This window comes from Streptomyces sp. NPDC001890, assembly GCF_042891445.1.
Taxonomy (GTDB): domain Bacteria; phylum Actinomycetota; class Actinomycetes; order Streptomycetales; family Streptomycetaceae; genus Streptomyces.
Map to the genome: position 1 here is coordinate 41,781 of NZ_JBIATE010000004.1, position 23,060 is coordinate 64,840.

The window sequence follows — 23,060 nt, forward strand, 5'->3', positions numbered from 1 at the left end:
CGGGCCTTCGGGAGCACGACTATGCTCGTTCACCGCACGTCTGTCCGCATCTCCCAGGAGCGTTCCATGGCCCTCAGGATCACTGTGATCGGCACCGGCTACCTCGGCGCCACCCACGCCGCGGCCATGGCGGAGCTGGGCTTCGAAGTGCTCGGCCTCGATGTCGTGCCCGAGAAGATCGAGCTGCTGGCCACCGGCAAGGTCCCGATGTACGAACCGGGCCTGGAGGAGCTGCTGCGCAAGCACGTCGAGGGCATCGAGGGGTCCACGGGGCGGCTGCGGTTCACCACCTCCCCGGAAGAGGTGGCGGCCTTCGGTGATGTGCACTTCGTCTGTGTGAACACTCCGCAGAAGCACGGTGAGTACGCCTGCGACATGAGTTACGTGGACGCCGCCTTCGAGTCGCTGGCGCCCCACCTGACCCGCCCCGCGCTGGTCGTCGGGAAGTCGACCGTCCCGGTGGGCTCGGCGGCCCGGCTCGCGGCGCGGCTGGCGGAGCTGGCGCCCGCGGGCGCCGACGCGGAGCTGGCCTGGAACCCGGAGTTCCTGCGCGAGGGCTTCGCCGTGAACGACACCCTGCACCCGGACCGGATCGTCGTCGGGGTGGCGAGCGAGCGGGCCGAGAAGCTGCTGCGCGAGGTGTACGCGGTGCCGGTCGCCGAGGGATCGCCGTTCGTGGTGACGGACTTCCCGACCGCCGAGCTGGTGAAGACCGCGGCCAACTCCTTCCTGGCCACGAAGATCTCGTTCATCAACGCCATGGCGGAGGTCTGCGAGGCCTCCGACGGCGACGTGAAGAAGCTGGCCGAGGCGATCGGGCACGACGAGCGGATCGGCTCGAAGTTCCTGCGGGCCGGGATCGGCTTCGGCGGCGGCTGTCTGCCGAAGGACATCCGGGCCTTCATGGCGCGCGCCGGCGAGCTGGGCGCGGACCAGGCCCTGACCTTCCTCCGCGAGGTCGACTCGATCAACATGCGGCGCCGCGGCCACATGGTGGAGCTGGCCCGGGAGGCCGTGGGCGGCGATTCGTTCCTCGGCAAGCGGGTGGCGGTGCTGGGCGCGACGTTCAAGCCGGACTCGGACGACGTACGGGACTCGCCGGCGCTGAACGTGGCCGGGCAGATCCACCTCCAGGGCGGCCAGGTCACCGTCTTCGACCCGAAGGGCATGGACAACGCCCGGCGGCTCTTCCCGACCCTCGGTTACGCGGACACGGCGCTGGACGCGGTGCGCGGCGCCGATGTGGTGCTGCATCTGACGGAGTGGCGGGAGTTCCGCGAGCTGGACCCGGCGGCGCTCGGCGAGGTCGTGGCCCGCCGGATCATCCTGGACGGCCGCAACGCGCTCGACAGCGAGCTGTGGCGCGGGGCCGGCTGGACGTACCGGGCGATGGGGCGTCCGACGGCCTGAGCCCGTGCGTCACGCGCGCTTCGCGCGGTAGGTGCGCATCTTGGCGCGGGCGCCGCACACCGACATCGAGCACCAGCGGCGGCGCCCCGCCGGGCTGCGGTCGTAGTACGCCCAGCGGCAGTCCTCCGCCTCGCACGCCTTGAGCCGGGCCCAGGTGCCCTCGGCCGCCGCGGTGGCGATGGCCGCGGCGACGCGGGCGGTCAGCCCGGCCGGTTCGATGGCGGGGCGCAGTGCGGCGGTGCCCGCCGCGTCCACGGTGACGCGCAGGGGTGCTGCGGCGAGGAGCCGGTCGAGCGGGGACGCCGCGTCGTCCGGCGGGCGGTGGCCGGCGTGGGCGAGGCAGGCGGTACGGAGCGCCTCGCGCAGGTCCCGGGCTTCGGGGACGTCCCGTTCGGTGAGGCCGAAGGCGGCGCGTCCGTCCGCCGTGTCGAGGGTGTCCGCGCCCGTCTCGACGTCCAGTGTGTTGACCAGGGCCTCGATCAGTGCGAGTGCCCCGGGCGCGGGTTCCTTCTCAGTCATGGCTGCGACCTCACGATTGCGACCTCATGGTTGCGACGTTACCTCCTGTGCGGCAGCATGCAGTAACGGTTACCGGTTGAGCCCGTGAAGCGGTAACCGGTCGTATCCGTCTGCCCGGAGGAGGAATTGTCATGGCTGTCGCCACACTGGGTGCCGTCGTCCTGGACTGCCCCGACCCCGCCGCGCTCGCCGGTTTCTACGCGGGGCTGCTCGGCGGGGAGATCGTGCCCGGCGGGGACGACTGGGTGGAGCTGACCGGGACCGGGGGCACAGTTCTCGCGTTCCAGGCCGCGCCCGGCTTCGTACCGCCGCGGTGGCCGAGTGCGGAAGCGTCGCAGCAGGTCCACCTGGATCTGACCGTGCCGGATCTGGACGCGGCGGAGAAGGAGGCGCTCGCGCTGGGCGCCACCGTGCTGGAGGCGGCGGACCGGGAGCGGAGTTTCCGGGTGTACGCGGATCCCGCGGGGCATCCGTTCTGCCTCTGTGCGGGATGACGGACGGCGCGTGGGGCGCCCCGCGGGGCCGCCCCACGCGTGCCGCGGCTCAGACGGCCGGGCCGTCCAGCTGCTCGATCGTGGCGTGCGAGGGGCCGCGGCGGGTGCGCAGTTCGCGCGCCACGTCCTCGGCGTCGCGCAGCACCCGTACGGCGTTGCGCCAGGTGAGCTTGGCGAGGTCGGCGGCGGACCAGCCGCGGCCGATCAGCTCCGCGATCAGGTTCGGGTAGCCGGCGACGTCCTGGAGGCCCTGGGGGAGGAAGGCGGTTCCGTCGTAGTCGCCGCCGATGCCGATGTGGTCGATGCCGGCGACCTCGCGCATGTGGTCGAGGTGGTCGGCGATGGTCGCCACGGTGGCCATCGGGCGCGGGTTGGCCGCCTCGAAGTCGGCGTGGACCCGCATGGCCTGCGCGGTGGTGTCGAGGTGGTGGAGGCCGTGCGCGCGCATGTTCTGGTCCGCGGCCAGGGTCCAGGCGACCGCCTCGGGCAGGACGAACTTCGGCACGAAGGTCGCCATGGCGATGCCGCCGTTGCCCGGGAGCCGGCCGAGGACGTCGTCGGGGATGTTGCGCGGGTGGTCGCAGATCGCCCGCGAGGAGGAGTGCGAGAAGATCACCGGCGCCGTGGAGGTGTCGAGCGCGTCGCGCATCGTGGTGGCCGCCACGTGGGAGAGGTCGACCAGCATGCCGGTGCGGTTCATCTCCCGTACGACCTCGTGGCCGAACGGCGAGAGGCCGCCGACGCCGGGCTTGTCGGTCGCCGAGTCCGCCCACGCGATGTTGTCGTTGTGCGTGAGCGTCATGTAGCGGACGCCCAGGGCGTGCAGGGCACGCAGGGTGCCCAGCGAGTTGTTGATGGAGTGGCCGCCCTCGGCGCCCATCAGGGAGGCGATGCGGCCCTCGGCGCGGGCCGTCTCCATGTCGTCGGCGGTCAGCGCGCGCCGCAGGTCGGCGGGATGGCGGCCGATCAGCTCGGCGACCACGTCGATCTGTTCCAGGGTGGCACTGACGGCCTCGTCGCCCGCCATGTCCGACCGTACGTAGACGGACCAGAACTGGGCGCCGACGCCGCCCGCGCGCAGCCGCGGGATGTCGGTGTGCAGATGGGCGGACTGGTCGGTGGCGATGTCGCGGGCGTCGAGGTCGTAGCCGACCTGTTCGCGCAGCGCCCACGGCAGGTCGTTGTGGCCGTCGACGACGGGGTACTCGGCGAGGAGCTCACCGGCCCACCCCAGCCACTCCGCCTGCTGTCCCTGCTGTACCTGCTCCCTCTGCTCCACCGTCGCGCCTACTTCCCGAAGCCGAAGGAGTCGGCGCCCTGGACCTTGCTGCGGAGCCGCTTTCCCTTCTCCGTCGCCTGGTCGTTGAGGTCCTGCTGGAACTCCCGCATCCGGGCCAGCAGCTCGGCGTCATGAGCGGCGAGGATCCGGGCGGCGAGCAGACCGGCGTTGCGCGCGCCGCCGACCGACACGGTCGCGACCGGCACACCGGCGGGCATCTGCACGATGGAGAGCAGGCTGTCCATGCCGTCCAGGTACTTCAGCGGGACCGGTACGCCGATGACCGGCAGCGGGGTCACGGAGGCGAGCATGCCGGGGAGGTGGGCGGCACCGCCCGCGCCCGCGATGATCGCCTTCAGGCCGCGGCCGGCCGCCTGCTCGCCGTACGCGATCATCTCGTGCGGCATGCGGTGGGCGGAGATGACGTCGACCTCGTAGGGGATCTCGAACTCGTCGAGGGCCTTGGCCGCTGCCTCCATGACGGGCCAGTCGGAGTCCGAGCCCATGACGATGCCGACGACGGGCGCGGTGGTGGCGGGGGAGGTCATTCGGTGATCGTTCCTCGCAGGTAGTCGGCCGCGTGCCGGGCGCGCTCACGCACGTCCGCCAGATCGTCGCCGTAGGTGTTGACGTGTCCGACCTTGCGGCCCGGCTTCACGTCCTTGCCGTACATGTGGATCTTGAGCTGCGGGTCGCGGGCCATGCAGTGCAGGTACGCCTGGTACATGTCCGGGAAGTCGCCGCCGAGGACGTTGGACATGACCGTCCAGGTGGCGCGCGGGCGGGGGTCGCCGAGCGGCAGGTCGAGCACGGCCCGGACGTGGTTGGCGAACTGCGAGGTGATCGCGCCGTCCTGGGTCCAGTGGCCGGAGTTGTGCGGACGCATCGCCAGCTCGTTGACCAGGATGCGTCCGTCGCTCGTCTCGAAGAGCTCGACGGCGAGGTGGCCCACGACACCGAGCTCGGCGGCGATCCTGAGCGCGAGCTGCTGGGCCTCGCCGGCGAGGTGCTCGTCCAGCTCGGGGGCCGGGGCGATCACCGTGTCGCAGACCCCGTCGACCTGGATCGACTCGACGACCGGGTAGGCGACCGCCTGGCCGTGCGGCGAGCGGACGATGTTGGCCGCCAGCTCCCGTACGAAGTCGACCTTCTCCTCGGCCAGGACCGCGACACCGGCCCGGAACGGGTCGGCCGCGTCCGCCTCGGAGCGGACCACCCAGACGCCCTTGCCGTCGTACCCGCCGCGGACCGTCTTGAGGATGACGGGGAAGCCGCCGACCTCGTCCGCGAAGGCCGCGGCGTCGGCCGGGTCCGTCACGATGCGGTGGCGGGGGCAGGGCGCGCCGATCTCGGTGAGCTTCGCGCGCATCACCCCCTTGTCCTGGGCGTGCACCAGAGCGTCGGGGCCGGGGCGCACGGGGATGCCGTCCGCCTCCAGGGCCCGCAGGTGCTCGGTCGGCACGTGCTCGTGATCGAAGGTGATCACGTCACAGCCGCGCGCGAAGGCGCGCAGCGTGTCCAGGTCGCGATAGTCGCCGACGACGACTTCGCTCACCACCTGGGCCGCAGAGTCCTGAGGGGTGTCGCTGAGGAGCTTGAACTTGATACCGAGGGGGATGCCCGCCTCGTGGGTCATTCTGGCGAGCTGACCGCCACCGACCATGCCGACTACCGGGAACGTCACTCCTCCAGGGTATCCGTCGCCCCGGGAAGCTCCGGACGGCGCCCTCCGGCCGTCCTGGCCGGGCGGTCGTGTCACAGCATCGCCACACCACTCACGGTTCCCCCGGGCGGCCCCTGGACGGGCTGGTTAGCATGGCCGGGTTGACGTAACCGACGGACGGGCTGAGCGATCACCATGAACGAACGGGGCGCACTGCGGGCGCGGCTGGAGCTGCTGGCCCGGGAAGTCGCCAAGTTCGGCGTGGTCGGCGCAGTCGGCCTGGTGGTCAACATCGCGGTGTCCAACCTGCTGTGGCGCTACACCGCCATCCCGACGGTACGGGCCGGTCTGCTGGCCACCCTCGTCGCCATCCTCGGCAACTACCTGGGCTTCCGCTACTGGACGTACCGGGACCGCGACAAGAGCGGACGGACCCGTGAGCTGACGCTGTTCCTGCTGTTCAGCGCGGTGGGCGCGGTCATCGAGACCGGTGTGCTGTACACGGCGACGTACGGCTTCGGATGGAACAGCCCGATCCAGAGCAATGTCTTCAAGATCCTCGGGATCGGCATCGCGACCCTGTTCCGCTTCTGGTCCTACCGGACGTGGGTGTTCAAGGCGCTGCCCGTGGAGAAGCCCGCACCCGCAGTCGAGAACCCCGCGTCGGCCGACGTGGACCCCGCGCCGGGCGTCGAGAACCCCGTGGCCGGTGGGGCCGAGGGGTTCCTGAAGCAGGGACGCACGGAGCCGATACCCCGGATCGGCGTGAATCCCGTACGGCGATAGCGCGCACCCCGCGCCGCTCACCACCGCACGCCGGTCGCACACCGCTCGCCGTTCACCGCACCGGGCGTTCCGGCTCCTGCCGTTTCAGGGCCACCCGGCTGAGGAACAGGGCGAAGACCGCGGGCTGCTGCTGGAGCAGCTCCAGGCGGCCGCCGTCCGCCTCCGCGAGGTCCCTGGCCACCGCGAGGCCGATGCCCGTGGAGTTGCGGCCGCTGATCGTCCGCTCGAAGATCCGGGCGCCCAGGTCCGGGGGAACCCCCGGGCCCTCGTCCGTGACCTCGATGACCGCCTGATTGCCGGTGACCCGGGTGCGCAGCGCGACCGTGCCGCCGCCGTGCATCAGCGAGTTCTCGATCAGCGCGGCCAGCACCTGGGCGACGGCGCCCGGCGTGCCGACCGCCCGCAGGCCCTGCTTGCCGGAGCGGACGATGGCCCGGCCCGCGCTCCGGTAGGCGGGACGCCACTCCTCGATCTGCTGCTTGACGACCTCGTCGAGGTCGAAGACGACGGCGGAGCCGGTACGCGGATCGCGGGCGTTGGTCAGCAGCCGCTCCACCACGTCGGTGAGCCGCTCGACCTGGGTGAGGGCGATGTTCGCCTCCTCCTTCACCGTTTCCGGGTCGTCGGTGACCGAGATCTCCTCGATCCGCATGGAGAGCGCGGTGAGCGGCGTGCGGAGCTGGTGCGAGGCGTCGGCGGCCAGCCGGCGTTCCGCGGTGAGCATCCGGGCGATCCGTTCGGCGGAGGCGTCCAGGACGTCGGCGACGCGGTCCAGCTCCGGCACCCCGTACCGCTTGTGGCGCGGGCGCGGGTCACCGGAGCCCAGGCGTTCGGCGGTCTCGGCCAGGTCGGTCAGCGGCGAGGTCAGCTTGTTGGCCTGGCGTACGGCCAGGAGCACGGCGGAGACGATGGCCAGCAGCGCCACCGCGCCGATGATCATCAGGGTGCGGCCGACCTCGCGGGTGACCTCGGAGCTGGACTCCTCGACGGTGACCTTCTCGCCGTGCTCCCCCTCGGCGGTGCTGCGGATCACCCTGCCCGTGGGGCGCTTGCCGACTTCGAGCGGGGCGCGTCCGGGCATCTCGACCAGCGCGTAGCGCTTGCCGTCGATCTGCTGGGACAGCAGCACGGTGGTGATCTGCTCGTCCTCCAGCAGCCGGCTCTCGACGACGCTGATCAGCCGCAGCGCCTCGGAGTCGACGCTCTCCTGGGCGCTGTTGCTGATGGTGCGGGTCTCGACGATGACGAGGGAGACGCCGAAGACGGCGATCACCACGAGCACCACGGCGAGCGTGGAGTTGATCAGTCTGCGGCGCATGAATACTTCTGCTCGTCGGCTCTTCCCGGAACGGTGGCCCCCCTCGGAACGTCAGCTCTTCTCGAAGCGGAAGCCGACGCCCCGTACGGTCGCGATGTAGCGGGGGTTGGCGGCGTCGTCGCCGAGCTTCTTGCGGAGCCAGGAGATGTGCATGTCGAGGGTCTTCGTGGACGACCACCAGGTGGTGTCCCAGACCTCGCGCATCAGCTGGTCGCGGGTGACGACCCGGCCGGCGTCCCGGACCAGGACCCGCAGCAGGTCGAACTCCTTGGCGGTGAGCTGGAGTTCCTCCTCGCCCATCCAGGCGCGGTGCGACTCGACGTCGATCCGGACGCCGTGCGTCGCGGGCTGCGGCGCGGGCTCGGTGGCGCCGCGGCGCAGCAGGGCCCGGACGCGGGCGAGCAGTTCGGCGAGGCGGAAGGGCTTGGTGACGTAGTCGTCGGCGCCCGCGTCGAGCCCGACGACGGTGTCCACCTCGTCGGCGCGGGCGGTCAGCACCAGGATCGGCACCGTGTGACCCTCGGCACGGAGCCTGCGGGCCACTTCCAGTCCGTCCATCCCGGGCAGCCCCAGGTCGAGCACGACCAGGTCGATTCCGCCCTGGAGGCCGGCGTCGAGCGCGGTCGGACCGTCCTCGCGGACCTCGACCTCGTAACCCTCCCGACGCAGGGCACGGGCCAGCGGCTCCGAGATGGATGCATCGTCCTCGGCGAGCAGTACACGGGTCATGGAGTGATGGTAGTCCGCGCGGAGCGGATGCCGTGAGGTGATCCAAAAGCCCTGCGGGTCTGCGAAATAAACGAGCGTGCACCTTTGAATATGGGATCCCGGCTCCATCGGAACCTGTGATCCATCTCTCAAGTCCATTCAAATCGGGCTCTGTCGTGGCGTATGGTGGCTCGACGCCTGTTGCACTACTCAAGGACCTTTGGGCAGCTTTTAGCGCCAAGGGTCCCTTTTGTTGGCCGACTGGTACCCGCCAGTCGTGAAATCAGTGAATGACCTGTGGCCGGGCCCGGAGCGCGAGGATGCGCGCCGGGCGTGGATCCCGACGCGGTCGGTCCCCGCTCTCCTTCGGCCGGCTCCCCGATGAGCCGGGCGGTCGGGGCGAATCCCCTCCCGGGCGTGAGGGGTGGGACGTGCCCGTGCCGGTGCCGGCCTCCCCCCACCGGGCGCACCACGCTCACAAGGCGTCGCGTCCCGAGCACACAAGGATCGACCATGGCGTCCAGCCTGACGAAGGACCCGGCCAGTACTTCTGGTACCGAGAAGACCTTCTTCGGCCACCCCCGCGGCCTGGCCACTCTCTTCATGACGGAGATGTGGGAGCGCTTCAGCTTCTACGGCATGCGGGCCCTGCTTCCGCTCTACCTGGTCTCCAGTTCCGGCCTGCACATGAACGCGGCCACGGCCACCGCGATCTACTCCATCTACATGGCGATGGTGTACCTGCTGGCCATGCCCGGCGGCTGGTTCGGCGACCGGGTCTGGGGGCCGCGCAAGACGGTCACCATCTCGGCCGCGATCATCATGCTGGGCCACCTGACGCTCGCGCTGCCGGGCTCCGGCACCTTCTTCGCCGGTCTGGCGCTGGTGGCTCTGGGCTCCGGACTGCTGAAGGCCAACATCTCGACGATGGTCGGCCACCTCTACAACGGTCCGGACGATGCCCGTCGCGACGGTGGCTTCACCGTCTTCTACATGGGCATCAACCTCGGTGCCTTCGCCGCGCCGCTGATCATCGGCACCGTCGGCGAGAAGGTGAACTGGCACCTCGGCTTCGCCATCGCCGCGGCCGGCATGGCGCTGGGTCTGGCCCAGTTCCTCATCGGTACCCGCCACCTCAGCGCGCGCAGCAGCGTCGTCCCGAAGCCGCTGTCGGCCGAGGAGCGCCGTACGACCCTGCGCAAGGGTCTGCTGTGGCTGATAGTGGCCGTCGTCTTCTACGGCGTCCTCGTCGCCACCGACGTCTACACGCTGAACTGGGCGCTCGTCCCGATCACCGTCGCCGGTCTGATCATCCCGATCGCGGTGCTGGTCCGGATCAAGCGGGACCGGGACCTCTCGAAGACCGAGCAGTCGAAGATGTCCGGCTACATCTGGTTCTTCGTCGCCGCGGCCGTGTTCTGGATGATCTACGACCAGGGCGGCTCGACGCTGTCGCTCTTCGGTGAGTCCTCCACCACCAACAGCGTGTTCGGCCTGGACTTCCCGACCTCCTGGTACCAGTCGGTCAACCCGGTCTTCATCATGGCGCTGGCCCCGGTCGTCGCCTGGATATGGCTGGCGCTGAACCGGCGCGGCAAGGAGCCGAGCACGGTCGTCAAGTTCGGCTCGGGCCTCTTCCTGGTCGGTGTCTCCTTCCTCGTCTTCATGCTGCCGCTGACCATGACGACGGACGGCGACAAGGTCAGCCCGATGTGGCTGGTGTCGATCTACTTCCTGCAGACCGTCGGTGAGCTCTGCCTCTCCCCCGTCGGCCTCTCGGTCACCACGAAGATGGCGCCCGCGAAGTACGGCAGCCAGATGATGGGTGTCTGGTTCCTCGCGGTCACCGCGGGCGACTGCACCACCAGCCTGCTGTCGCTGGCGGGTGTCGACCTGAACAAGACCGGCATGGTGGGCCTGGAGGCGGCGCTCGCGATCGTCGCCGGGTTCGCGATCTGGATGTACCGCAAGAAGGTCAGCGCGCTCATGGGCGACGTGCGCTGACGCGCTGATCGCTTTCTGCCCGTACGCCCGTGCACAAGGGCCTCCGCACCGTCGACCGGTGCGGAGGCCCTTGTGCCGTTGTTACGGCCGCCGTGGTTACGGGAGCCGGCTCACCTGGTGCCTCGCAGCCTGCGCCACGGGGTGAAGGTGAACACGGCGCCGCCCAGCAGGATCGCCGTGCCGGCGACCAGGCCGAGGGCGCGCAGGGTGCCGTTGTCCTCGGCCCCGGTGGCGGCCAGCCCGCCGGAGGCGGTGCCGCCGGCCGTGGAGCCGGCGGAGCCCGAGGTGGCGGAGCCGGAGGCGCCGCCCTCCTGGGCCGCGGTGTCGAGCTCCAGCGACACGGGTGCCGAGCCCTTCACCTTGCACGGGATGCTGATCTTCTGGCCGCCCAGGGTGACGTCGATCGTCAGGGTGCCGGGGCTGAGTGTGGACTTGCCGGACGCGCCGGGCTTGTACGTGCCGGTCATGTCGGCCAGGTCGACCGGCTTGCCCTGCTCCAGCGGTTCGGCGTTGGCGGGTCCGGTGACCTTCACCGAGCCCTTGTCCGCGCCGCCGAGGGTGACGTCCATGGACGGCTTGAGGGCACCGGCCGGCAGTGCGGCCGGGCTGTCCATCACGCCCTTGGCCGTCTTGACCGTGAGGGCGTAGCTCCCGCCGCTCTTCTTGGCGTTGATCGTGACCTTGGAGGCGATGTCGGCCGGTCCCGGGGACGTACAGGTGAAGTGGACCGCGACCTCCTTGCCGGGGAAGTCGGTCTGTCCGCTGCCGCCGCCCGAGCCCGAGGTGGAGCCGCCGGAGTCGCCACCGGAGGTCGTACCGCCCGCGGTCGTACCGCCTGCGGTCGTGCCTCCCGAGGTGGTGCCTCCCGCAGTGGTGCCGCCCGAGGTCGTGGAGCCGGAGGTGGTCCCGCCCGCGGTGGTGGAGCCGCTCGTGGAGCCGCTCGTCGTGCCGCCCGAGGTGGTGGATCCGCCGCCGTCCGTGACCTTGATGGTCGCGCCCGGCTGCACGGCCTCCGTCGGGGTGCACTTGGTGTCCGTGGAGATCGGCTTGGAGACGTTGATGTTGTACGCGTCCGGCGTCAGCGTGATCTCACCGGCCTTCTCCAGCTTCAGCGTGCCCTTCATGTCGGGCAGCACCATGGCGCTGTTCTTGGGGATCGGCGGGTTCTGCCGGGGCCCTTCCATCTGCACGGTGCCGGTGGCGGCGCCGCCCACCTTGAGGGTGCCGGTCGGCTTGACCGTGTCCTTGCCGAGGTCGAGCATGTCGGGGTTCTTGGAAGCGGCCTCGACCGTCTTCCACACCACCTCGACGGTGTCCCCGACCTTGGCCTCGGCGGGCGCGGTCAGCTGCACCTTGGTGGTGCCCTGCACGGCGGGCAGCCCGGAGATGGGCGGCGGAATGCACTCCGTCGCGTACGAGACGTCGGCGGCCTGTGCCGGACTCGCGGCCAGCAGCATGCCCGCGCCGCCGAGCATCATCGCGACTCCCGCCGCGACCGTCCTGCGTTGCGTACTCACGAATGTCCCTTCGTCGTCGGTCTGTTCTCTGACGGTGCGGAATCGGGTGTGAACCACGGCAGCGCGGCCGTGGTGGCGGCCGGGCCGTCGGTGGGCGCGGCCGCGGGGTCCCCGGCGGGGCCCGGCGTACGGCGCGGCTTCGGGGTCTTCGTGGACTTGCCTGCGGCCCCCTTCCGGGGGCGGTGGCGCCGGGCGCGGCCCGGGGCGCGCGAGGAGCGGGGCCGTACCTTGTCGACGACCGCCATGCCGATCCGGAACACGGCGGCGGGCACGACGAGGCACAGCAGGATCCAGAAGAGCGTGACCCCCCAGGGGCGGCCGACCCCCCACGGCTGTTCGGCCAGCACCTTGCCGCCGTACCTGAGCGAGATCTGGTAGTCGCCGTGGGCGCCCGCCGTCAGTTCCACCGGGAGCCTGATCTGCGCCTTGCGGCCGGAGGCGATGGTGCCGCGCCACTGCTGCTCCTCCCACTGCGGGGCGAAGACGCCGTGCGCGGTGCCGACCTCGAAGACCGGGTCCTTGACGGGGGCGGAACCGAGGTTGCCCACGGTGAGGACGAGCTGCCGGGCGGGCGGGGCACCGAACCAGGTGAGGATCCCGCTGTCGCCCTCCAGCCGGGTGGTGGCGAGCACCGCGAGCCTGCCGCCCCCGGTCTCCTTCGGCAGCGCGGCGAGCGGGTGGCCCGCGACGACGAACACGGCGTCGGCGGCGGCCTGTTCCCCGGTGACGGTGGCGACGTGCACCACGCAGGGGCAGGGCACGGGCGGTTCGGCGACCGGCATCTTCTTGCGGAAGGCGCCCTTGGCATCGGTGGTGACGGCCCTGCCCTCGGCGTTGGCGCAGGAGTTGGTGCCGCCGATCACGCCCCTCTCCTGCGTGGACCGTCCGCAGATCAACATCATCAGCAGTGCGTTCGGGCGCCAGCCGCTGCCCTTCACGGTGATCTCACCGCCCTTGCCCGCCTGCTGCTTGGAGAGGGTGACCACGGGCTTCGCGTCCGCGGCCCTCGTGTCCGCCGCCCCGGCCCCGGTCGCGGAGAGCATCAGCAGGGCGGGCAGCAGGGCCACGAGCAATGCCACGAACGGCGCGGCGAACGGGCTCCCGGCCCCTCGGTGACCGCCGCTGCGGGGTGCTGCCGGTCCGGCCTGTCCAGTCACGATTCCGCTCCCGCCTTCGCCAAGTCCCTGCTCCCTGAGTGCTGTTGACCGCCCGGTGACCCTCCGGGCCGTTCTCCGGCACCGATGTCGGCATCGGTGCCGGTGTCGGTGTCGGCTCGCCGGTGCCCGCGGCGCGATCGCCTGCGCCGGTACACGTACGCCCCCGCACCCGCACCGGCCAGGACCAGCAGCGCACCGGCGGTCAGCGGCGCCCACGGGACGAAGACCGCGCGGGCCGTCGCCTCGCCGTGCGCGCCGCCCGCCGCCGTGACGCGCAGCCGTACGGTCGCCGAGTCGAACGCGGGGACGTCCCATGGCTCGGTGAGCCGCAGCCGCTGTCCGGGCCGCACCTCCACCGGCAGGGTGCGGGCCCCGCGCCGCAGCAGCGTCCCGAACACCCCGTCGACCCGGACCGCGAGCCGGGGGGCGAGGACCGCGTTGCCCCGGTTGACCAGCGTGTAGTGGATGGTCCGCCCGGACACGGTGACGTCCTCGACGGTGAGCGCGGCCAGCGTCGGCCCGCCCACCCGCAGCCGGACCGGTACGCCCACCGTGCGGTCGCCACCGCGTACGACGATCGCGGCGGGGCGGTCGCCGGGCGTCGCGCCCGTCGGCACCGTGACGGTGAACGGCACATCGGCGCGGGTGCGGGCCGGGACGGTCACCTCGGCGGCGGCGGTCCGCAGCCAGCGCCCGGTCCCGGTGACGCTCCCGCCACCGGAGCCGCCGCCTTTCGCGTCGTACGTGTCGGCACCGCTCAGCCGCACGGTGACCGGGTCCCGCCCGGAGTTGGTGACGGAGATCCGGTCCTGGAGAACGGTGCCGGGCGGGCCCTCCAGGTAGACGTACGGTCTGCCGCCCGTACCGGAACCGCTCACCGCGGGCTGCGCCGTCCACGAGGCGGCGCCCGTGTGCGGCGGCGTCCGCGGCGCGGCACCGGCCACCGGTGTCATGGCGAGGGCGCACAGCAGTACGGCAAGGGCGAGTCGGGCGGCGTGACCGGTCGGCGACGGCATGGGCGGCTCCCTGGTGCGTGACGGCGGCGGCTGGATCCCGGGCCCCGGGCCGCTCCGGTTCCGGCCCGGTCCGGCAGGAACGGCCCCTATCGGCCCGCGACCCCCTGCCCCCGCCTGGTCAGCCAGAGCACCCCGGCCGCACCGGTCAGCAGCACCGTGCCGCCCAGCGTGCCGAGCGCCACGGCCGAGTCGAGCGGACCGGTCTTCGGCAGCTGCCCGTCGCCGTCGTCCGGGGCGCTCTGCGCGTTGCCCGCGGCCTTCACGTCGAGCTGGAGCGACGGGCCCGGCTTGTTGGTGGGGGTGCAGGTCGTGGTCGTACCGAGCGCCTTGATGGTGAGCACTCCGGCGGTGAAGTCGACCTTGCCGCTCTTCTTCGGGGTGTACGTACCCGACAGGTCACTGATCTTGATGGGGCTGTTGGCGGGTATCGCGGTGGAGTTCGGCGCGCCGGAGACCTGGACCTGGCCGGAGTCGGCGCCGCCCACCTGGATGACCGCGCTGGGGTTCATCGCCCCCTTGCCCAGTTCGACGGGGCTGGAGGAGACGCCCTTCTGGAAGGACATCGTGAGCCGGTAGCCACCCCCGCTCTTGACGCTCTTGATGTCGATGGGAGACACGGCGCTCTTGTCGCCGATCGGGGTCTTGCAGTTGTAGTCGACGTCCACGACCGTGGCGTGGGCGGCGGGCGCGGCCATCAGCACCACCGTGCCCGCCAGCGCGGACGCCAGCGCGAGAGCTGTTCGCTTCTGGTAGGACACCTGAGTTCCCCTCATGCCGGAAGTCGCCGCACGCCGGTTCACACCGACGCATTTTCCTGACGACACATCAGATCGGGCGCTCAAGGTACGCCCGGTGCCTTGTGGAGGGAAGACAAAGAGCGCGCCGATCCGGCGCGCTCCTCGGTGCTGCGAACAACGGGGCCGTACACCCCCGGGGGGTGCGGCCGGCCTACGCGGGGGCGGCCAGCTCCGCCCAGACGGTTTTCCCGGACCGGCCGGGCACCCGCAGGACGCCCCAGTCCAGGCAGAGCCGCTGCACGATGAACATGCCGTGCCCGCCGGGCCGCCCGGCCCGGTGCGGGGTGCGCGGCGCGGGCTGTCCCGCACCCGAGTCGACGACCTCCACCCGCAGCACCTTCGCCGTGCAGGCGATACGCATCTCCTCGGGCCCGTCGGCATGCAGACAGGCGTTGGTGACCAGCTCGGAGACGACCAGCAGGACGTCCTCGGCGGCGGCCCGGCCGTCGGCGCTCGACGCGGGCAGCCAGCCCCATTCGTGAAGCGCCTGGCGGGCGAAGTCGCGGGCGGTCGGCACGATGCCGCTGATCCCGCGCAGCGACAGGGTGAGCCACTGCCGCTCGGCCGGCCCGGAGGAGACCGCACCGGCACCCGCGTCCGGGTGCGGCTGAACGCCGACGTCCTCCGGCTCGGGGCCGAGGTCGCCCGGCGGATGCTGCCGGGTGGTGCTCATCAGCGCTTCACCTCACCGATTCACCATGTCGCCATCGAACAATTGCATCGAACAGCTACAAGATCGAACAGTTGCAAGATCGAATAGTTTGCACGTACGGATTCAGATTCTGGTGGTCGCCCACGGCTCCGCCGGATGACTCCTGCCCGGCCGAATCGTGACAACACCCACTTCGTCTACGCGGATCGCGTGACACGGGCAACACCAGGGGCGCCCGGGACCGCGAAACGCGTCGCGGTCACACGTCCAGGGCCGCTTCGAGGGAGTCATGGACGGTGAAGACCGCCTCGGCCCCGGTGATCTCGAAGACCCTCGCCACCACCGGCAGCATTCCGGCCAAATGGACCCCTCCCCCGGCCGCCTCCGCCTTCAGGCGGGCACCGAGCAGCACATTGAGCCCGGTGGAATCGCAGAACTCGAGTCCCGAGCAGTCGACCACCAGGCGCACCCGCCCCTGCTCGACCGCGTGCTCCAGGGGCTCCCGCAGCAGATCCGCCGTGTGGTGATCCAGCTCACCCACCGGCGTCACCACCTCGCTGCGCCCTTCGGTCCGGACCTCGACATGAAGTCGACCCCGGTTCGCGCTGCCGACCGTCCCGCGGTCCATGCCCGTCCCTCTTCGCCGTTCGTCACTGCCTGCGCCTTCGCGTGCGCAGATGCGTATGTGCTTCCTCTGACGTTCTTGAAACAGTACGCGGTCTGTGGGCCACGCGATACCCGAAGACCTCAACAAACCGGACATATAGCGTCAATTGGCGCTTGTAACTGTCCGTCCGAAGCGGGTAAGGGTAGGAGGACACCCAAAACACGGCCGGCTTCGGAGGCGCCGCTTCACCGCAGGAACACGTATGGGCATCGGCAGCCATATGCCGAGAACGATGGAGGAGACCATGTCACCCCGGCTCGACGGCCCGCGTCCCCACAACGCGACGTCAGCATGTCCTCAGGGACTGACCCACTCAGACTCCCCTGCCGCGAGCGCCGAGAACGGCACCCGCAGCAGCACCGCTACCGACAGCGGTACCAGCACCACCACGAGCACCACCAGCACGAGCACCATCGCCACGAGCACCATCAGCGACACCGACCGCACCGACGGCTCCGGCCACGGCGCGAGTGATGGTCTCGAAGGACTTCCCGAGATCCCGCCCTATGACGAAGTGGGGCCGCTGGACGCCAGGGCACTGTCGAAGACGCTCTTCGAGCGGCTCGAATCCCTCGAAGAGGGCACCCACGAGTACTCGTACGTCCGCAACACGCTCGTCGAACTGAACCTGGCCCTGGTCAGGTTCGCCGCCTCCCGGTTCCGCTCCCGCAGCGAGCCGATGGAGGACATCATCCAGGTCGGCACCATCGGCCTGATCAAGGCGATCGACCGCTTCGAGCTCAGCCGGGGCGTGGAGTTCCCCACGTTCGCGATGCCGACCATCGTCGGCGAGATAAAGCGCTTCTTCCGCGACACCAGCTGGTCCGTGCGCGTCCCGCGCCGGCTCCAGGAGTTGCGGCTCGACCTGGCCAAGGCGGGCGACGAGCTCGCCCAGCGACTGGACCGATCGCCCACCGTGGGCGAGCTCGCCGACCGCCTCGGCATCACCCGCGACGAGGTCGTCGAGGGCATGGCCGCGAGCAACGCGTACACCGCGAGCTCGCTGGACGCCAAGCCCGAGGAGGACGAGCACGAAGGCGCGCTGGCGGACCGCATCGGCTACGAGGACCACGGCCTCGAAGGCATCGAGTACGTCGAGTCCCTGAAGCCGCTGATCGCCTCGCTGCCGCGCCGCGACCGCACGATCCTCTCGCTCCGGTTCGTCGCCAACATGACGCAGTCGGAGATCGGCGAGGAACTGGGCATCTCCCAGATGCATGTGTCGAGGCTGCTCTCCCGCACCCTGGTCAAGCTGCGCAAGGGGCTGACCCTGGAGGAGTGAGCGGCCACGCCGCCTCGTGGAAGGACCCGCCTCGTCAGGAGGCGGGTCCTTCCACGTGTTCGGGCGTGCCCACGGCGCTATGAATGCCGCGCAACCGCAACCGCAACCGCGGCTACGACAGCGGCTGCGGCTCCCCTGCGACGCGTTCGCCCCGCCGCCAGACCGTGTGGACCAGCGGGACGCCCGGCCGGTAGGCGAGGTGGACGTGGCTGGGGGCGTCGAGGAGGGCCAGGTCGGCGCGGGCGCCGGGGGCGATGCGGCCGATGTCCGTACGGCGCAGGGCCGCGGCGCCGCCCGCGGTGGCGGACCAGAGGGCCTCGTCCGGCGTCATGCCCATGTCCCGTACGGCGAGGGCGATGCAGAAGGGCATGGAGGACGTGAACGACGAGCCCGGGTTGCAGTCCGTGGAGAGGGCGACGGTGGCGCCCGCGTCGAGGATGCGGCGGGCGTCCGGCCAGGTGGCGCGGGTGGAGAACTCGGCGCCGGGGAGCAGGGTGGCGACGGTGTTCCCCTGGGCCAGGGCGTCCACGTCGGCGTCGGTGAGGTGGGTGCAGTGGTCGGCGGACGCGGCGTCGAGTTCGACGGCCAGCTGGACGCCGGGGCCGTGGCCGAGCTGGTTGGCGTGGACGCGGGGGAGCAGCCCCTTCGCCATGCCCGCGGTCAGGATCGCGCGGGCCTGGTCGCCGTCGAAGGCGCCCTTCTCGCAGAAGACGTCGACCCAACGGGCGTACGGGGCACAGGCGTCGAGCATCGGCCCGGTGACCAGGTCGACGTAGCCGGCCGGGTCGTCGGCGTAGTCCGGGGAGACGACGTGGGCGCCGAGGTAGGTGACCTCCTCGGTGTGCCGGGCGGCGATGCGCAGGGCGCGGGCCTCGTCCTCGACGGTGAGGCCGTAGCCGGACTTGGTCTCGAAGGTGGTGGTGCCCTGGCGCAGCGCCTCGGCGAGGTAGCGGGCGACGTTGGCGGAGAGCTCTTCGTCGGTGGCCGCGCGGGTGGCGGCGACCGTGGTCCTGATGCCGCCCGCGCTGTAGGCGTGGCCGGACATCCGGGCGTTGAACTCCTCGGTGCGGTCGCCCGCGAACACGAGGTGGGAGTGGGAGTCGACGAAGCCGGGGATCATCGCCCGGCCGCCCGCGTCGACGGCGTTGTCAGTGGCGGGTGCTTTGCTTGATTCACCGGTCCAGACGATCCGGTCGCCCTCGATGACGACGGCCGCGTCCCGGATCGTGCCCAGGGGGGAATCCGCGCACAGGGAGGGGTCGTTGGTGACCAGACTGGCGATGTTGATGATGGCGGTCGTCGTCATCGGGGGGTTGTTCTCCTTACGGGGGTACGGCGTCAGCCGTGCAGGGCGGCGATGGCCGAGGCGAGTGCTGCGGGTACGTCCTCGACGAGTGCGTGCTGCCCGTCGCGGACGATGTGTCGGCCCGCCACGACCGTGTGCCGCACATCGGCGGCGGAGGCGGCGAATACGACTGCTTCGGCAGCCAGTCGGGGCACCGGCCCCGCTGTTCTGACGGAGTCCAGGGCGACGGTCGCCAGGTCCGCGGGGGCGCCGGGTTCGATGACGCCCGCCCCGGGCCGGCCGAGCGCCCCGTGGCCGTCGACGGTGGCGGCGCGCAGCAGGGCGGCCGCCGTCCAGTGGCCGCGCGCCCGGGTGCGCAGGCGCTCGTCGAGCTCCATCGCGCGGGCCTCCTCGAAGAGGTCGATCACGGCGTGGCTGTCGCTGCCGAGGGAGAGCGGCGAGCCGGCCCGCTGGAGGGCGACGGCGGGGCCGATTCCGTCGGCGAGGTCGCGTTCGGTGGTGGGGCACATGCAGGTGCCGGTCACCGAGGAGCCGAGGAGTGCGATGTCCTCGGCCGTGAGGTGGGTGTTGTGGATGCTGGTGGTGCGCGGGCCGAGGACGCCGTGGTCGGCGAGGAGCCGGGTGGGGGTGCGGCCGTGGGCGGCGAGGCAGGCGTCGTTCTCCGCGGTCTGCTCGGAGAGGTGGACATGGAGCGGGGCCTGCCGCTCCTCGGCCCAGGCGGCCACGGTGGCGAGCTGCGCGGCGGGCACGGCGCGCACGGAGTGGATGGCGGCGCCGATCAGGGCGTGGTCGGAGCCCTTGAGGAGGGAGGCGCGTTCGGCCCAGGCGTCCGCGGTGGTGTCGGAGAAGCGCAGCTGGTGCCGGTCGGGCTGCTGGTACTGGGTGGGGCGCTTGCCGAATCCGGCGGAGAGATAGGCGGTGTCCAGCAGCGTGATCCGGATCCCGGCCTGGCCCGCAGCCGCGATCAGGGCCTCGCCCATCGCGTTCGGGTTGTCGTACGGGGTGCCGCCCGGCGCGTGGTGCAGATAGTGGAATTCGCCGACCGCGGTGATGCCCGCCAGCGCCATTTCGGCGTACACGGCACGGGCGAGTTCGTAGTACGAGTCGGGGGTGAGCCGGGAGGCGACCTGGTACATGGTCTCGCGCCAGGTCCAGAAGGTGCCGGAGCCCACCTGGACGGTGGAGCGCAGGGCGCGGTGGAAGGCGTGCGAGTGGGTGTTGGCGAGCCCGGGGACGGTGAGCCCGCGCAGCACGGTGGCGCCCGGCGGCGGGGTGGCGACACCGGTGCGGACGCCCGCGATCAGTCCGCCGGAGACGTCCAGGGCGACGCCCGGCTCGACATGGGTGCCGAGCCAGGCGTGGGACAACCAGTACGTCACGGTGGCGGGCCTGCCCGCCGGTTCCGTCGTCAGCTGCACGCGAGACCCTCCAGTGCGTCGGCGAGTGCGACCACCCCGGCCACGCAGTCGTCCTCGGCCGCGTGTTCGGCCGGCGAGTGCGAGACCCCGGTGGGGTTCCGGACGAACAGCATGGCGGTCGGCACCGAAGCGGACAAAATACCCGCGTCGTGTCCGGCGCCGGTCCCGAGGACGGGTACGGCACGACCGGCGTCGCCCCGGCCCGCGAGGATCTTGCCGAGCTCGTCGCGCAGGGCGTGCTCGAACTCCACGACGGGCGAGAAGGACTCCCGTACGACATCGACGTCGATGCCGGCCCGCTCGGCGTGTTCCCGGGCGGCCCGTTCGATGCCGGTGACCACGGCGTCCAGGCGGTCCTGGTCGGCGGCGCGGGAGTCGAGCCAGCCCCGGACGAGGGAGGGGATGGCGTTGACCCCGTTGGGCTCGACGGCGACCTTGCCGAAGGTGGCGAGGGCGCCGGCCAGCTCCGCCTCCCGGCGGGCGGCGAGCACGGTCTCGGCGTACGTGAGCATCGGGTCGCGGCGGTCGGCGAGCCGGGTGGTGCCCGCGTGGTTGGCCTCGCCCCGGAAGTCGAACCGCCAGCGTCCGTGCGGCCAGATCGCGGAGGCGATGCCCACCGGGTCGCTGCTGAGGTCGAGGGCGCGCCCCTGTTCGACGTGGAGCTCGATGAACGCGCCGATGCGGGCGAGCCGTTCGGGGTCCGGGCCGATGGTGCCGGGGTCGTACCCGGCCGCCTCCATGGCCTGCGGCAGCGTGATGCCCCGGTCGTCGCGGAGCCGGTGCGCAGCCTCGACGGTCAGCCGTCCGGCGGCGAGCCGGGAGCCGACACAGGCGAGCCCGAAGCGGGCCCCCTCCTCGTCGCCGAAGTTGCTGATGGCCAGCGGCCGGGTGAACTCCACTCCCCTGCGGCGGAGTTCGTCGAGCGCAGCGAAGGCGGAGACCACGCCGAGCGGCCCGTCGAAGGCACCGCCGTCCGGTACGGAGTCGAGATGCGATCCGGTGACGACGGCGTCCCCGGCCAGGGGGTCACCGAGCCAGGCCCACTGGTTGCCGTTCCGGTCCACCTCGTAGGTGAGCCCGCGCGCCTCGGCCTGCGCCCGGAACCAGGCACGGCAGTCGACGTCGGCCCCGGTCCAGGCGTAGCGCCGGTAGCCCCCGCTGCTCCGGTTCCGGCCGATGGGCAGGAGCTCTCGCCACATGGTCTGGAACGAGGACGAGCCGCTGTGGCCGCCGGCTGACGACCAGCTGTGGCCGCCGGCACCGGCCGTGCTCCCGGAACCGGTCGTGCTCCCGGATCCGGTCGTGTTCCCGGAACCGGCCCTGGTCCCGTCCCCGGTCGGAAGGCTCACTGGTCGTCCTCCGTCATCGGAACGCGCACGCCCTTGTCCGCGGCGACGGACTCCGCGATGTCGTACCCGGCGTCGACGTGCCGGATGACGCCCATGCCCGGGTCGTTGGTGAGCACCCGGCGGATCTTCTCGCCCGCCAGCTCCGTACCGTCGGCGACGGTCACCTGCCCGGCGTGGATGGAGCGGCCCATGCCCACGCCGCCGCCGTGGTGGAGGGAGACCCACGAGGCGCCGGACGCCACGTTGACCATGGCGTTCAGCAGCGGCCAGTCGGCGATCGCGTCGGACCCGTCGAGCATGGCCTCGGTCTCCCGGTACGGGGAGGCCACGGAGCCGCAGTCCAGGTGGTCCCGCCCGATGGCCAGCGGGGCGGCCAGCTCACCGCTCGCCACCATGTCGTTGAACCGCTCACCGGCCCGGTCGCGCTCGCCGTAGCCGAGCCAGCAGATCCGGGCGGGCAGTCCCTGGAAGTGGACGCGCTCGCCGGCCATCTTGATCCAGCGGTGCAGCGACTCGTTCTCCGGGAAGAGCTCCAGCATCGCCTTGTCGGTCCGGTGGATGTCGGAGGCCTCACCCGACAGGGCCGCCCAGCGGAACGGGCCCTTGCCCTCGCAGAACAGCGGCCGGATGTACGCGGGCACGAAGCCGGGGAAGTCGAACGCCCGGTCGTAGCCCGCGAGCCGGGCCTCGCCGCGGATGGAGTTGCCGTAGTCGAAGACCTCGGCACCGGCGTCCATGAAGCCGACCATCGCCTCGACGTGCCTGGCCATCGACTCCCGGGCGCGCTGCGTGAAGTCGGCGGGCTTCTCGGCGGCGTACGCGGCCATCTCGTCGAAGCCGATCCCGAGCGGGAGGTACGACAGCGGGTCGTGCGCGCTGGTCTGGTCGGTGACGATGTCGATCGGGGCGCCCTCGGCGAGCATCCGGGGCAGCAGCTCCGCCGCGTTGCCGAGCAGGCCGATGGAGAGCGGGCGGCGGGCGTCCCGCGCCTCGGTGGCCAGCTGGAGCGCGTGCTCCAGGGAGTCGGCGCGCACGTCCAGGTAGCGGTGCTCGATCCGGCGCTCGATGGCGCGCGGGTCGCAGTCGATACAGATCGCGACGCCGTCGTTCATGGTCACGGCGAGCGGCTGGGCACCGCCCATGCCACCGAGTCCGGCGGTCAGGGTGATCGTGCCGGCGAGGGTGCCGCCGAACTTCTTGGCCGCCACCGCCGCGAACGTCTCGTACGTGCCCTGGAGGATGCCCTGTGTGCCGATGTAGATCCACGATCCGGCGGTCATCTGGCCGTACATGGTGAGCCCGAGCGCCTCCAGGCGGCGGAACTCCTCCCAGTTCGCCCAGTCGCCGACCAGGTTGGAGTTGGCGATCAGGACGCGCGGCGCCCACTCGTGCGTCTGCATGACGCCGACCGGGCGGCCGGACTGGACGAGCATCGTCTCGTCCTGCTTGAGCGTCCTCAGTGTGCGCACCATCGCATCGAAGGAGCGCCAGTCGCGGGCCGCCTTGCCGGTGCCGCCGTAGACGACGAGCTTGTCGGGGTGCTCGGCGACCTCGGGGTCGAGGTTGTTCTGGAGCATGCGCAGGGCGGCCTCCTGCTGCCATCCCAGGGCACTGAGTTCCGTACCGCGCGGTGCCCGAACGGGGCGGGGTCCTGCCATGGCAATGCCTCCTCGCGACTGTAAGTCCTCTATTCACATCCTGATGGCCTGAATACTCGT

General features: G+C 71.5%; 21 protein-coding genes. 5 read left to right on the top strand and 16 right to left on the bottom strand.

Annotated features, from left to right (window positions below; all coding sequences use genetic code 11):
- Positions 1 to 66: 66 nt before the first annotated feature.
- Positions 67 to 1,410: a UDP-glucose dehydrogenase family protein gene (locus tag ACFYY1_RS14740; protein ID WP_388584808.1), complete on the top strand. Its 1,344-nt coding sequence runs from the start codon at positions 67 to 69 to the stop codon at positions 1,408 to 1,410.
- Between the two features lie 9 nt (positions 1,411 to 1,419).
- Here ACFYY1_RS14740 and ACFYY1_RS14745 read toward each other — a convergent pair whose 3' ends face one another.
- Positions 1,420 to 1,929, bottom strand: coding sequence for a CGNR zinc finger domain-containing protein (locus tag ACFYY1_RS14745; protein WP_388584810.1), 510 nt, complete (start codon positions 1,927 to 1,929; stop codon positions 1,420 to 1,422).
- Between the two features lie 131 nt (positions 1,930 to 2,060).
- Between ACFYY1_RS14745 and ACFYY1_RS14750 the strand changes: the two genes are divergently transcribed.
- Positions 2,061 to 2,423 carry a VOC family protein gene (locus ACFYY1_RS14750; protein WP_388584813.1) on the top strand — a complete coding sequence of 121 codons (363 nt, stop codon included), beginning with the start codon at positions 2,061 to 2,063 and terminating at the stop codon, positions 2,421 to 2,423.
- A gap of 49 nt (positions 2,424 to 2,472) precedes the next feature.
- Here the strand turns inward: ACFYY1_RS14750 and ACFYY1_RS14755 are convergent, their stop codons facing one another.
- The 3 genes from ACFYY1_RS14755 to ACFYY1_RS14765 are packed head-to-tail and all read right to left on the bottom strand — an operon-like array spanning position 2,473 to position 5,386.
- Positions 2,473 to 3,657: a dipeptidase gene (locus ACFYY1_RS14755; protein WP_388585493.1), complete on the bottom strand. Its 1,185-nt coding sequence runs from the start codon at positions 3,655 to 3,657 to the stop codon at positions 2,473 to 2,475.
- A 53-nt stretch (positions 3,658 to 3,710) separates the two neighbouring features.
- Positions 3,711 to 4,250 carry a 5-(carboxyamino)imidazole ribonucleotide mutase gene (gene purE / locus ACFYY1_RS14760; RefSeq protein WP_388584814.1) on the bottom strand — a complete coding sequence of 180 codons (540 nt, stop codon included), beginning with the start codon at positions 4,248 to 4,250 and terminating at the stop codon, positions 3,711 to 3,713.
- Entirely contained in the window at positions 4,247 to 5,386 is a 1,140-nt protein-coding gene (locus tag ACFYY1_RS14765) for a 5-(carboxyamino)imidazole ribonucleotide synthase (RefSeq protein WP_388584816.1), read from the bottom strand. The genes purE and ACFYY1_RS14765 overlap by 4 nt, the downstream gene beginning before the upstream one ends.
- A gap of 174 nt (positions 5,387 to 5,560) precedes the next feature.
- On the opposite strand from ACFYY1_RS14765, the gene ACFYY1_RS14770 reads away from it, so the two are divergent.
- A complete protein-coding gene (locus ACFYY1_RS14770; RefSeq protein WP_388584819.1) occupies positions 5,561 to 6,151 on the top strand; it encodes a GtrA family protein in 591 nt (196 codons plus the stop codon).
- Between the two features lie 52 nt (positions 6,152 to 6,203).
- Here the strand turns inward: ACFYY1_RS14770 and ACFYY1_RS14775 are convergent, their stop codons facing one another.
- The gene (locus tag ACFYY1_RS14775; RefSeq protein WP_388584821.1) at positions 6,204 to 7,469 is read right to left on the bottom strand and encodes an ATP-binding protein; all 1,266 of its coding nucleotides are present in this window, start codon (positions 7,467 to 7,469) and stop codon (positions 6,204 to 6,206) included.
- Between the two features lie 51 nt (positions 7,470 to 7,520).
- Positions 7,521 to 8,198, bottom strand: coding sequence for a response regulator transcription factor (locus ACFYY1_RS14780; protein ID WP_072488330.1), 678 nt, complete (start codon positions 8,196 to 8,198; stop codon positions 7,521 to 7,523).
- Between the two features lie 492 nt (positions 8,199 to 8,690).
- On the opposite strand from ACFYY1_RS14780, the gene ACFYY1_RS14785 reads away from it, so the two are divergent.
- Positions 8,691 to 10,181, top strand: a complete 1,491-nt coding sequence (locus ACFYY1_RS14785) for a peptide MFS transporter (protein ID WP_388584824.1) — start codon at positions 8,691 to 8,693, stop codon at positions 10,179 to 10,181.
- A gap of 110 nt (positions 10,182 to 10,291) precedes the next feature.
- Here the strand turns inward: ACFYY1_RS14785 and ACFYY1_RS14790 are convergent, their stop codons facing one another.
- From ACFYY1_RS14790 to ACFYY1_RS14815, 6 genes are all read right to left on the bottom strand, one after another.
- Positions 10,292 to 11,656: a hypothetical protein gene (locus tag ACFYY1_RS14790; RefSeq protein ID WP_388585494.1), complete on the bottom strand. Its 1,365-nt coding sequence runs from the start codon at positions 11,654 to 11,656 to the stop codon at positions 10,292 to 10,294.
- A 38-nt stretch (positions 11,657 to 11,694) separates the two neighbouring features.
- Positions 11,695 to 12,855, bottom strand: coding sequence for a hypothetical protein (locus ACFYY1_RS14795; RefSeq protein WP_388584826.1), 1,161 nt, complete (start codon positions 12,853 to 12,855; stop codon positions 11,695 to 11,697).
- Positions 12,852 to 13,871 carry a hypothetical protein gene (locus ACFYY1_RS14800; RefSeq protein ID WP_388584829.1) on the bottom strand — a complete coding sequence of 340 codons (1,020 nt, stop codon included), beginning with the start codon at positions 13,869 to 13,871 and terminating at the stop codon, positions 12,852 to 12,854. Before ACFYY1_RS14800 ends, ACFYY1_RS14795 begins: the two co-directional genes overlap by 4 nt.
- An 86-nt stretch (positions 13,872 to 13,957) precedes the next feature.
- On the bottom strand, positions 13,958 to 14,629 hold the full coding sequence (locus tag ACFYY1_RS14805; protein ID WP_388585496.1) for a peptidase: 672 nt from the start codon (positions 14,627 to 14,629) through the stop codon (positions 13,958 to 13,960).
- Between the two features lie 190 nt (positions 14,630 to 14,819).
- The gene (locus tag ACFYY1_RS14810) at positions 14,820 to 15,341 is read right to left on the bottom strand and encodes an ATP-binding protein (RefSeq protein WP_388584832.1); all 522 of its coding nucleotides are present in this window, start codon (positions 15,339 to 15,341) and stop codon (positions 14,820 to 14,822) included.
- A gap of 238 nt (positions 15,342 to 15,579) precedes the next feature.
- Positions 15,580 to 15,948 carry an STAS domain-containing protein gene (locus ACFYY1_RS14815; RefSeq protein ID WP_388584834.1) on the bottom strand — a complete coding sequence of 123 codons (369 nt, stop codon included), beginning with the start codon at positions 15,946 to 15,948 and terminating at the stop codon, positions 15,580 to 15,582.
- A 283-nt stretch (positions 15,949 to 16,231) separates the two neighbouring features.
- Between ACFYY1_RS14815 and ACFYY1_RS14820 the strand changes: the two genes are divergently transcribed.
- Complete coding sequence (locus tag ACFYY1_RS14820; protein ID WP_388585498.1) at positions 16,232 to 17,269, top strand: RNA polymerase sigma factor SigF; 1,038 nt, start codon at positions 16,232 to 16,234, stop codon at positions 17,267 to 17,269.
- A 112-nt stretch (positions 17,270 to 17,381) separates the two neighbouring features.
- Here the strand turns inward: ACFYY1_RS14820 and hutI are convergent, their stop codons facing one another.
- The 4 genes from hutI to hutU form a co-directional block, all read right to left on the bottom strand.
- Positions 17,382 to 18,575, bottom strand: a complete 1,194-nt coding sequence (gene hutI / locus ACFYY1_RS14825) for an imidazolonepropionase (protein ID WP_388584836.1) — start codon at positions 18,573 to 18,575, stop codon at positions 17,382 to 17,384.
- 32 nt (positions 18,576 to 18,607) lie between these two features.
- On the bottom strand, positions 18,608 to 19,993 hold the full coding sequence (locus tag ACFYY1_RS14830; protein ID WP_388584837.1) for a formimidoylglutamate deiminase: 1,386 nt from the start codon (positions 19,991 to 19,993) through the stop codon (positions 18,608 to 18,610).
- On the bottom strand, positions 19,984 to 21,192 hold the full coding sequence (locus ACFYY1_RS14835) for an allantoate amidohydrolase (RefSeq protein WP_388585500.1): 1,209 nt from the start codon (positions 21,190 to 21,192) through the stop codon (positions 19,984 to 19,986). Before ACFYY1_RS14835 ends, ACFYY1_RS14830 begins: the two co-directional genes overlap by 10 nt.
- A 146-nt stretch (positions 21,193 to 21,338) precedes the next feature.
- On the bottom strand, positions 21,339 to 23,000 hold the full coding sequence (gene hutU, locus ACFYY1_RS14840; protein WP_388584839.1) for a urocanate hydratase: 1,662 nt from the start codon (positions 22,998 to 23,000) through the stop codon (positions 21,339 to 21,341).
- Positions 23,001 to 23,060: the final 60 nt, after the last annotated feature.

Bases quoted from the DNA above. Each gene is read 5' to 3' on its own strand.
- ACFYY1_RS14740 (WP_388584808.1), top strand. From the start codon at position 67: ATGGCCCTCAGGATCACTGTGATCGGCACCGGCTACCTCGGCGCCACC.
- ACFYY1_RS14745 (WP_388584810.1), bottom strand. From the start codon at position 1,929: ATGACTGAGAAGGAACCCGCGCCCGGGGCACTCGCACTGATCGAGGCC.
- ACFYY1_RS14750 (WP_388584813.1), top strand. From the start codon at position 2,061: ATGGCTGTCGCCACACTGGGTGCCGTCGTCCTGGACTGCCCCGACCCC.
- purE (WP_388584814.1), bottom strand. From the start codon at position 4,250: ATGACCTCCCCCGCCACCACCGCGCCCGTCGTCGGCATCGTCATGGGC.
- ACFYY1_RS14770 (WP_388584819.1), top strand. From the start codon at position 5,561: ATGAACGAACGGGGCGCACTGCGGGCGCGGCTGGAGCTGCTGGCCCGG.
- ACFYY1_RS14775 (WP_388584821.1), bottom strand. From the start codon at position 7,469: ATGCGCCGCAGACTGATCAACTCCACGCTCGCCGTGGTGCTCGTGGTG.
- ACFYY1_RS14780 (WP_072488330.1), bottom strand. From the start codon at position 8,198: ATGACCCGTGTACTGCTCGCCGAGGACGATGCATCCATCTCGGAGCCG.
- ACFYY1_RS14785 (WP_388584824.1), top strand. From the start codon at position 8,691: ATGGCGTCCAGCCTGACGAAGGACCCGGCCAGTACTTCTGGTACCGAG.
- ACFYY1_RS14790 (WP_388585494.1), bottom strand. From the start codon at position 11,656: ATGCTCGGCGGCGCGGGCATGCTGCTGGCCGCGAGTCCGGCACAGGCC.
- ACFYY1_RS14800 (WP_388584829.1), bottom strand. From the start codon at position 13,871: ATGCCGTCGCCGACCGGTCACGCCGCCCGACTCGCCCTTGCCGTACTG.
- ACFYY1_RS14810 (WP_388584832.1), bottom strand. From the start codon at position 15,341: ATGAGCACCACCCGGCAGCATCCGCCGGGCGACCTCGGCCCCGAGCCG.
- ACFYY1_RS14815 (WP_388584834.1), bottom strand. From the start codon at position 15,948: ATGGACCGCGGGACGGTCGGCAGCGCGAACCGGGGTCGACTTCATGTC.
- ACFYY1_RS14820 (WP_388585498.1), top strand. From the start codon at position 16,232: ATGTCACCCCGGCTCGACGGCCCGCGTCCCCACAACGCGACGTCAGCA.
- hutI (WP_388584836.1), bottom strand. From the start codon at position 18,575: ATGACGACGACCGCCATCATCAACATCGCCAGTCTGGTCACCAACGAC.
- ACFYY1_RS14835 (WP_388585500.1), bottom strand. From the start codon at position 21,192: ATGTGGCGAGAGCTCCTGCCCATCGGCCGGAACCGGAGCAGCGGGGGC.
- hutU (WP_388584839.1), bottom strand. From the start codon at position 23,000: ATGGCAGGACCCCGCCCCGTTCGGGCACCGCGCGGTACGGAACTCAGT.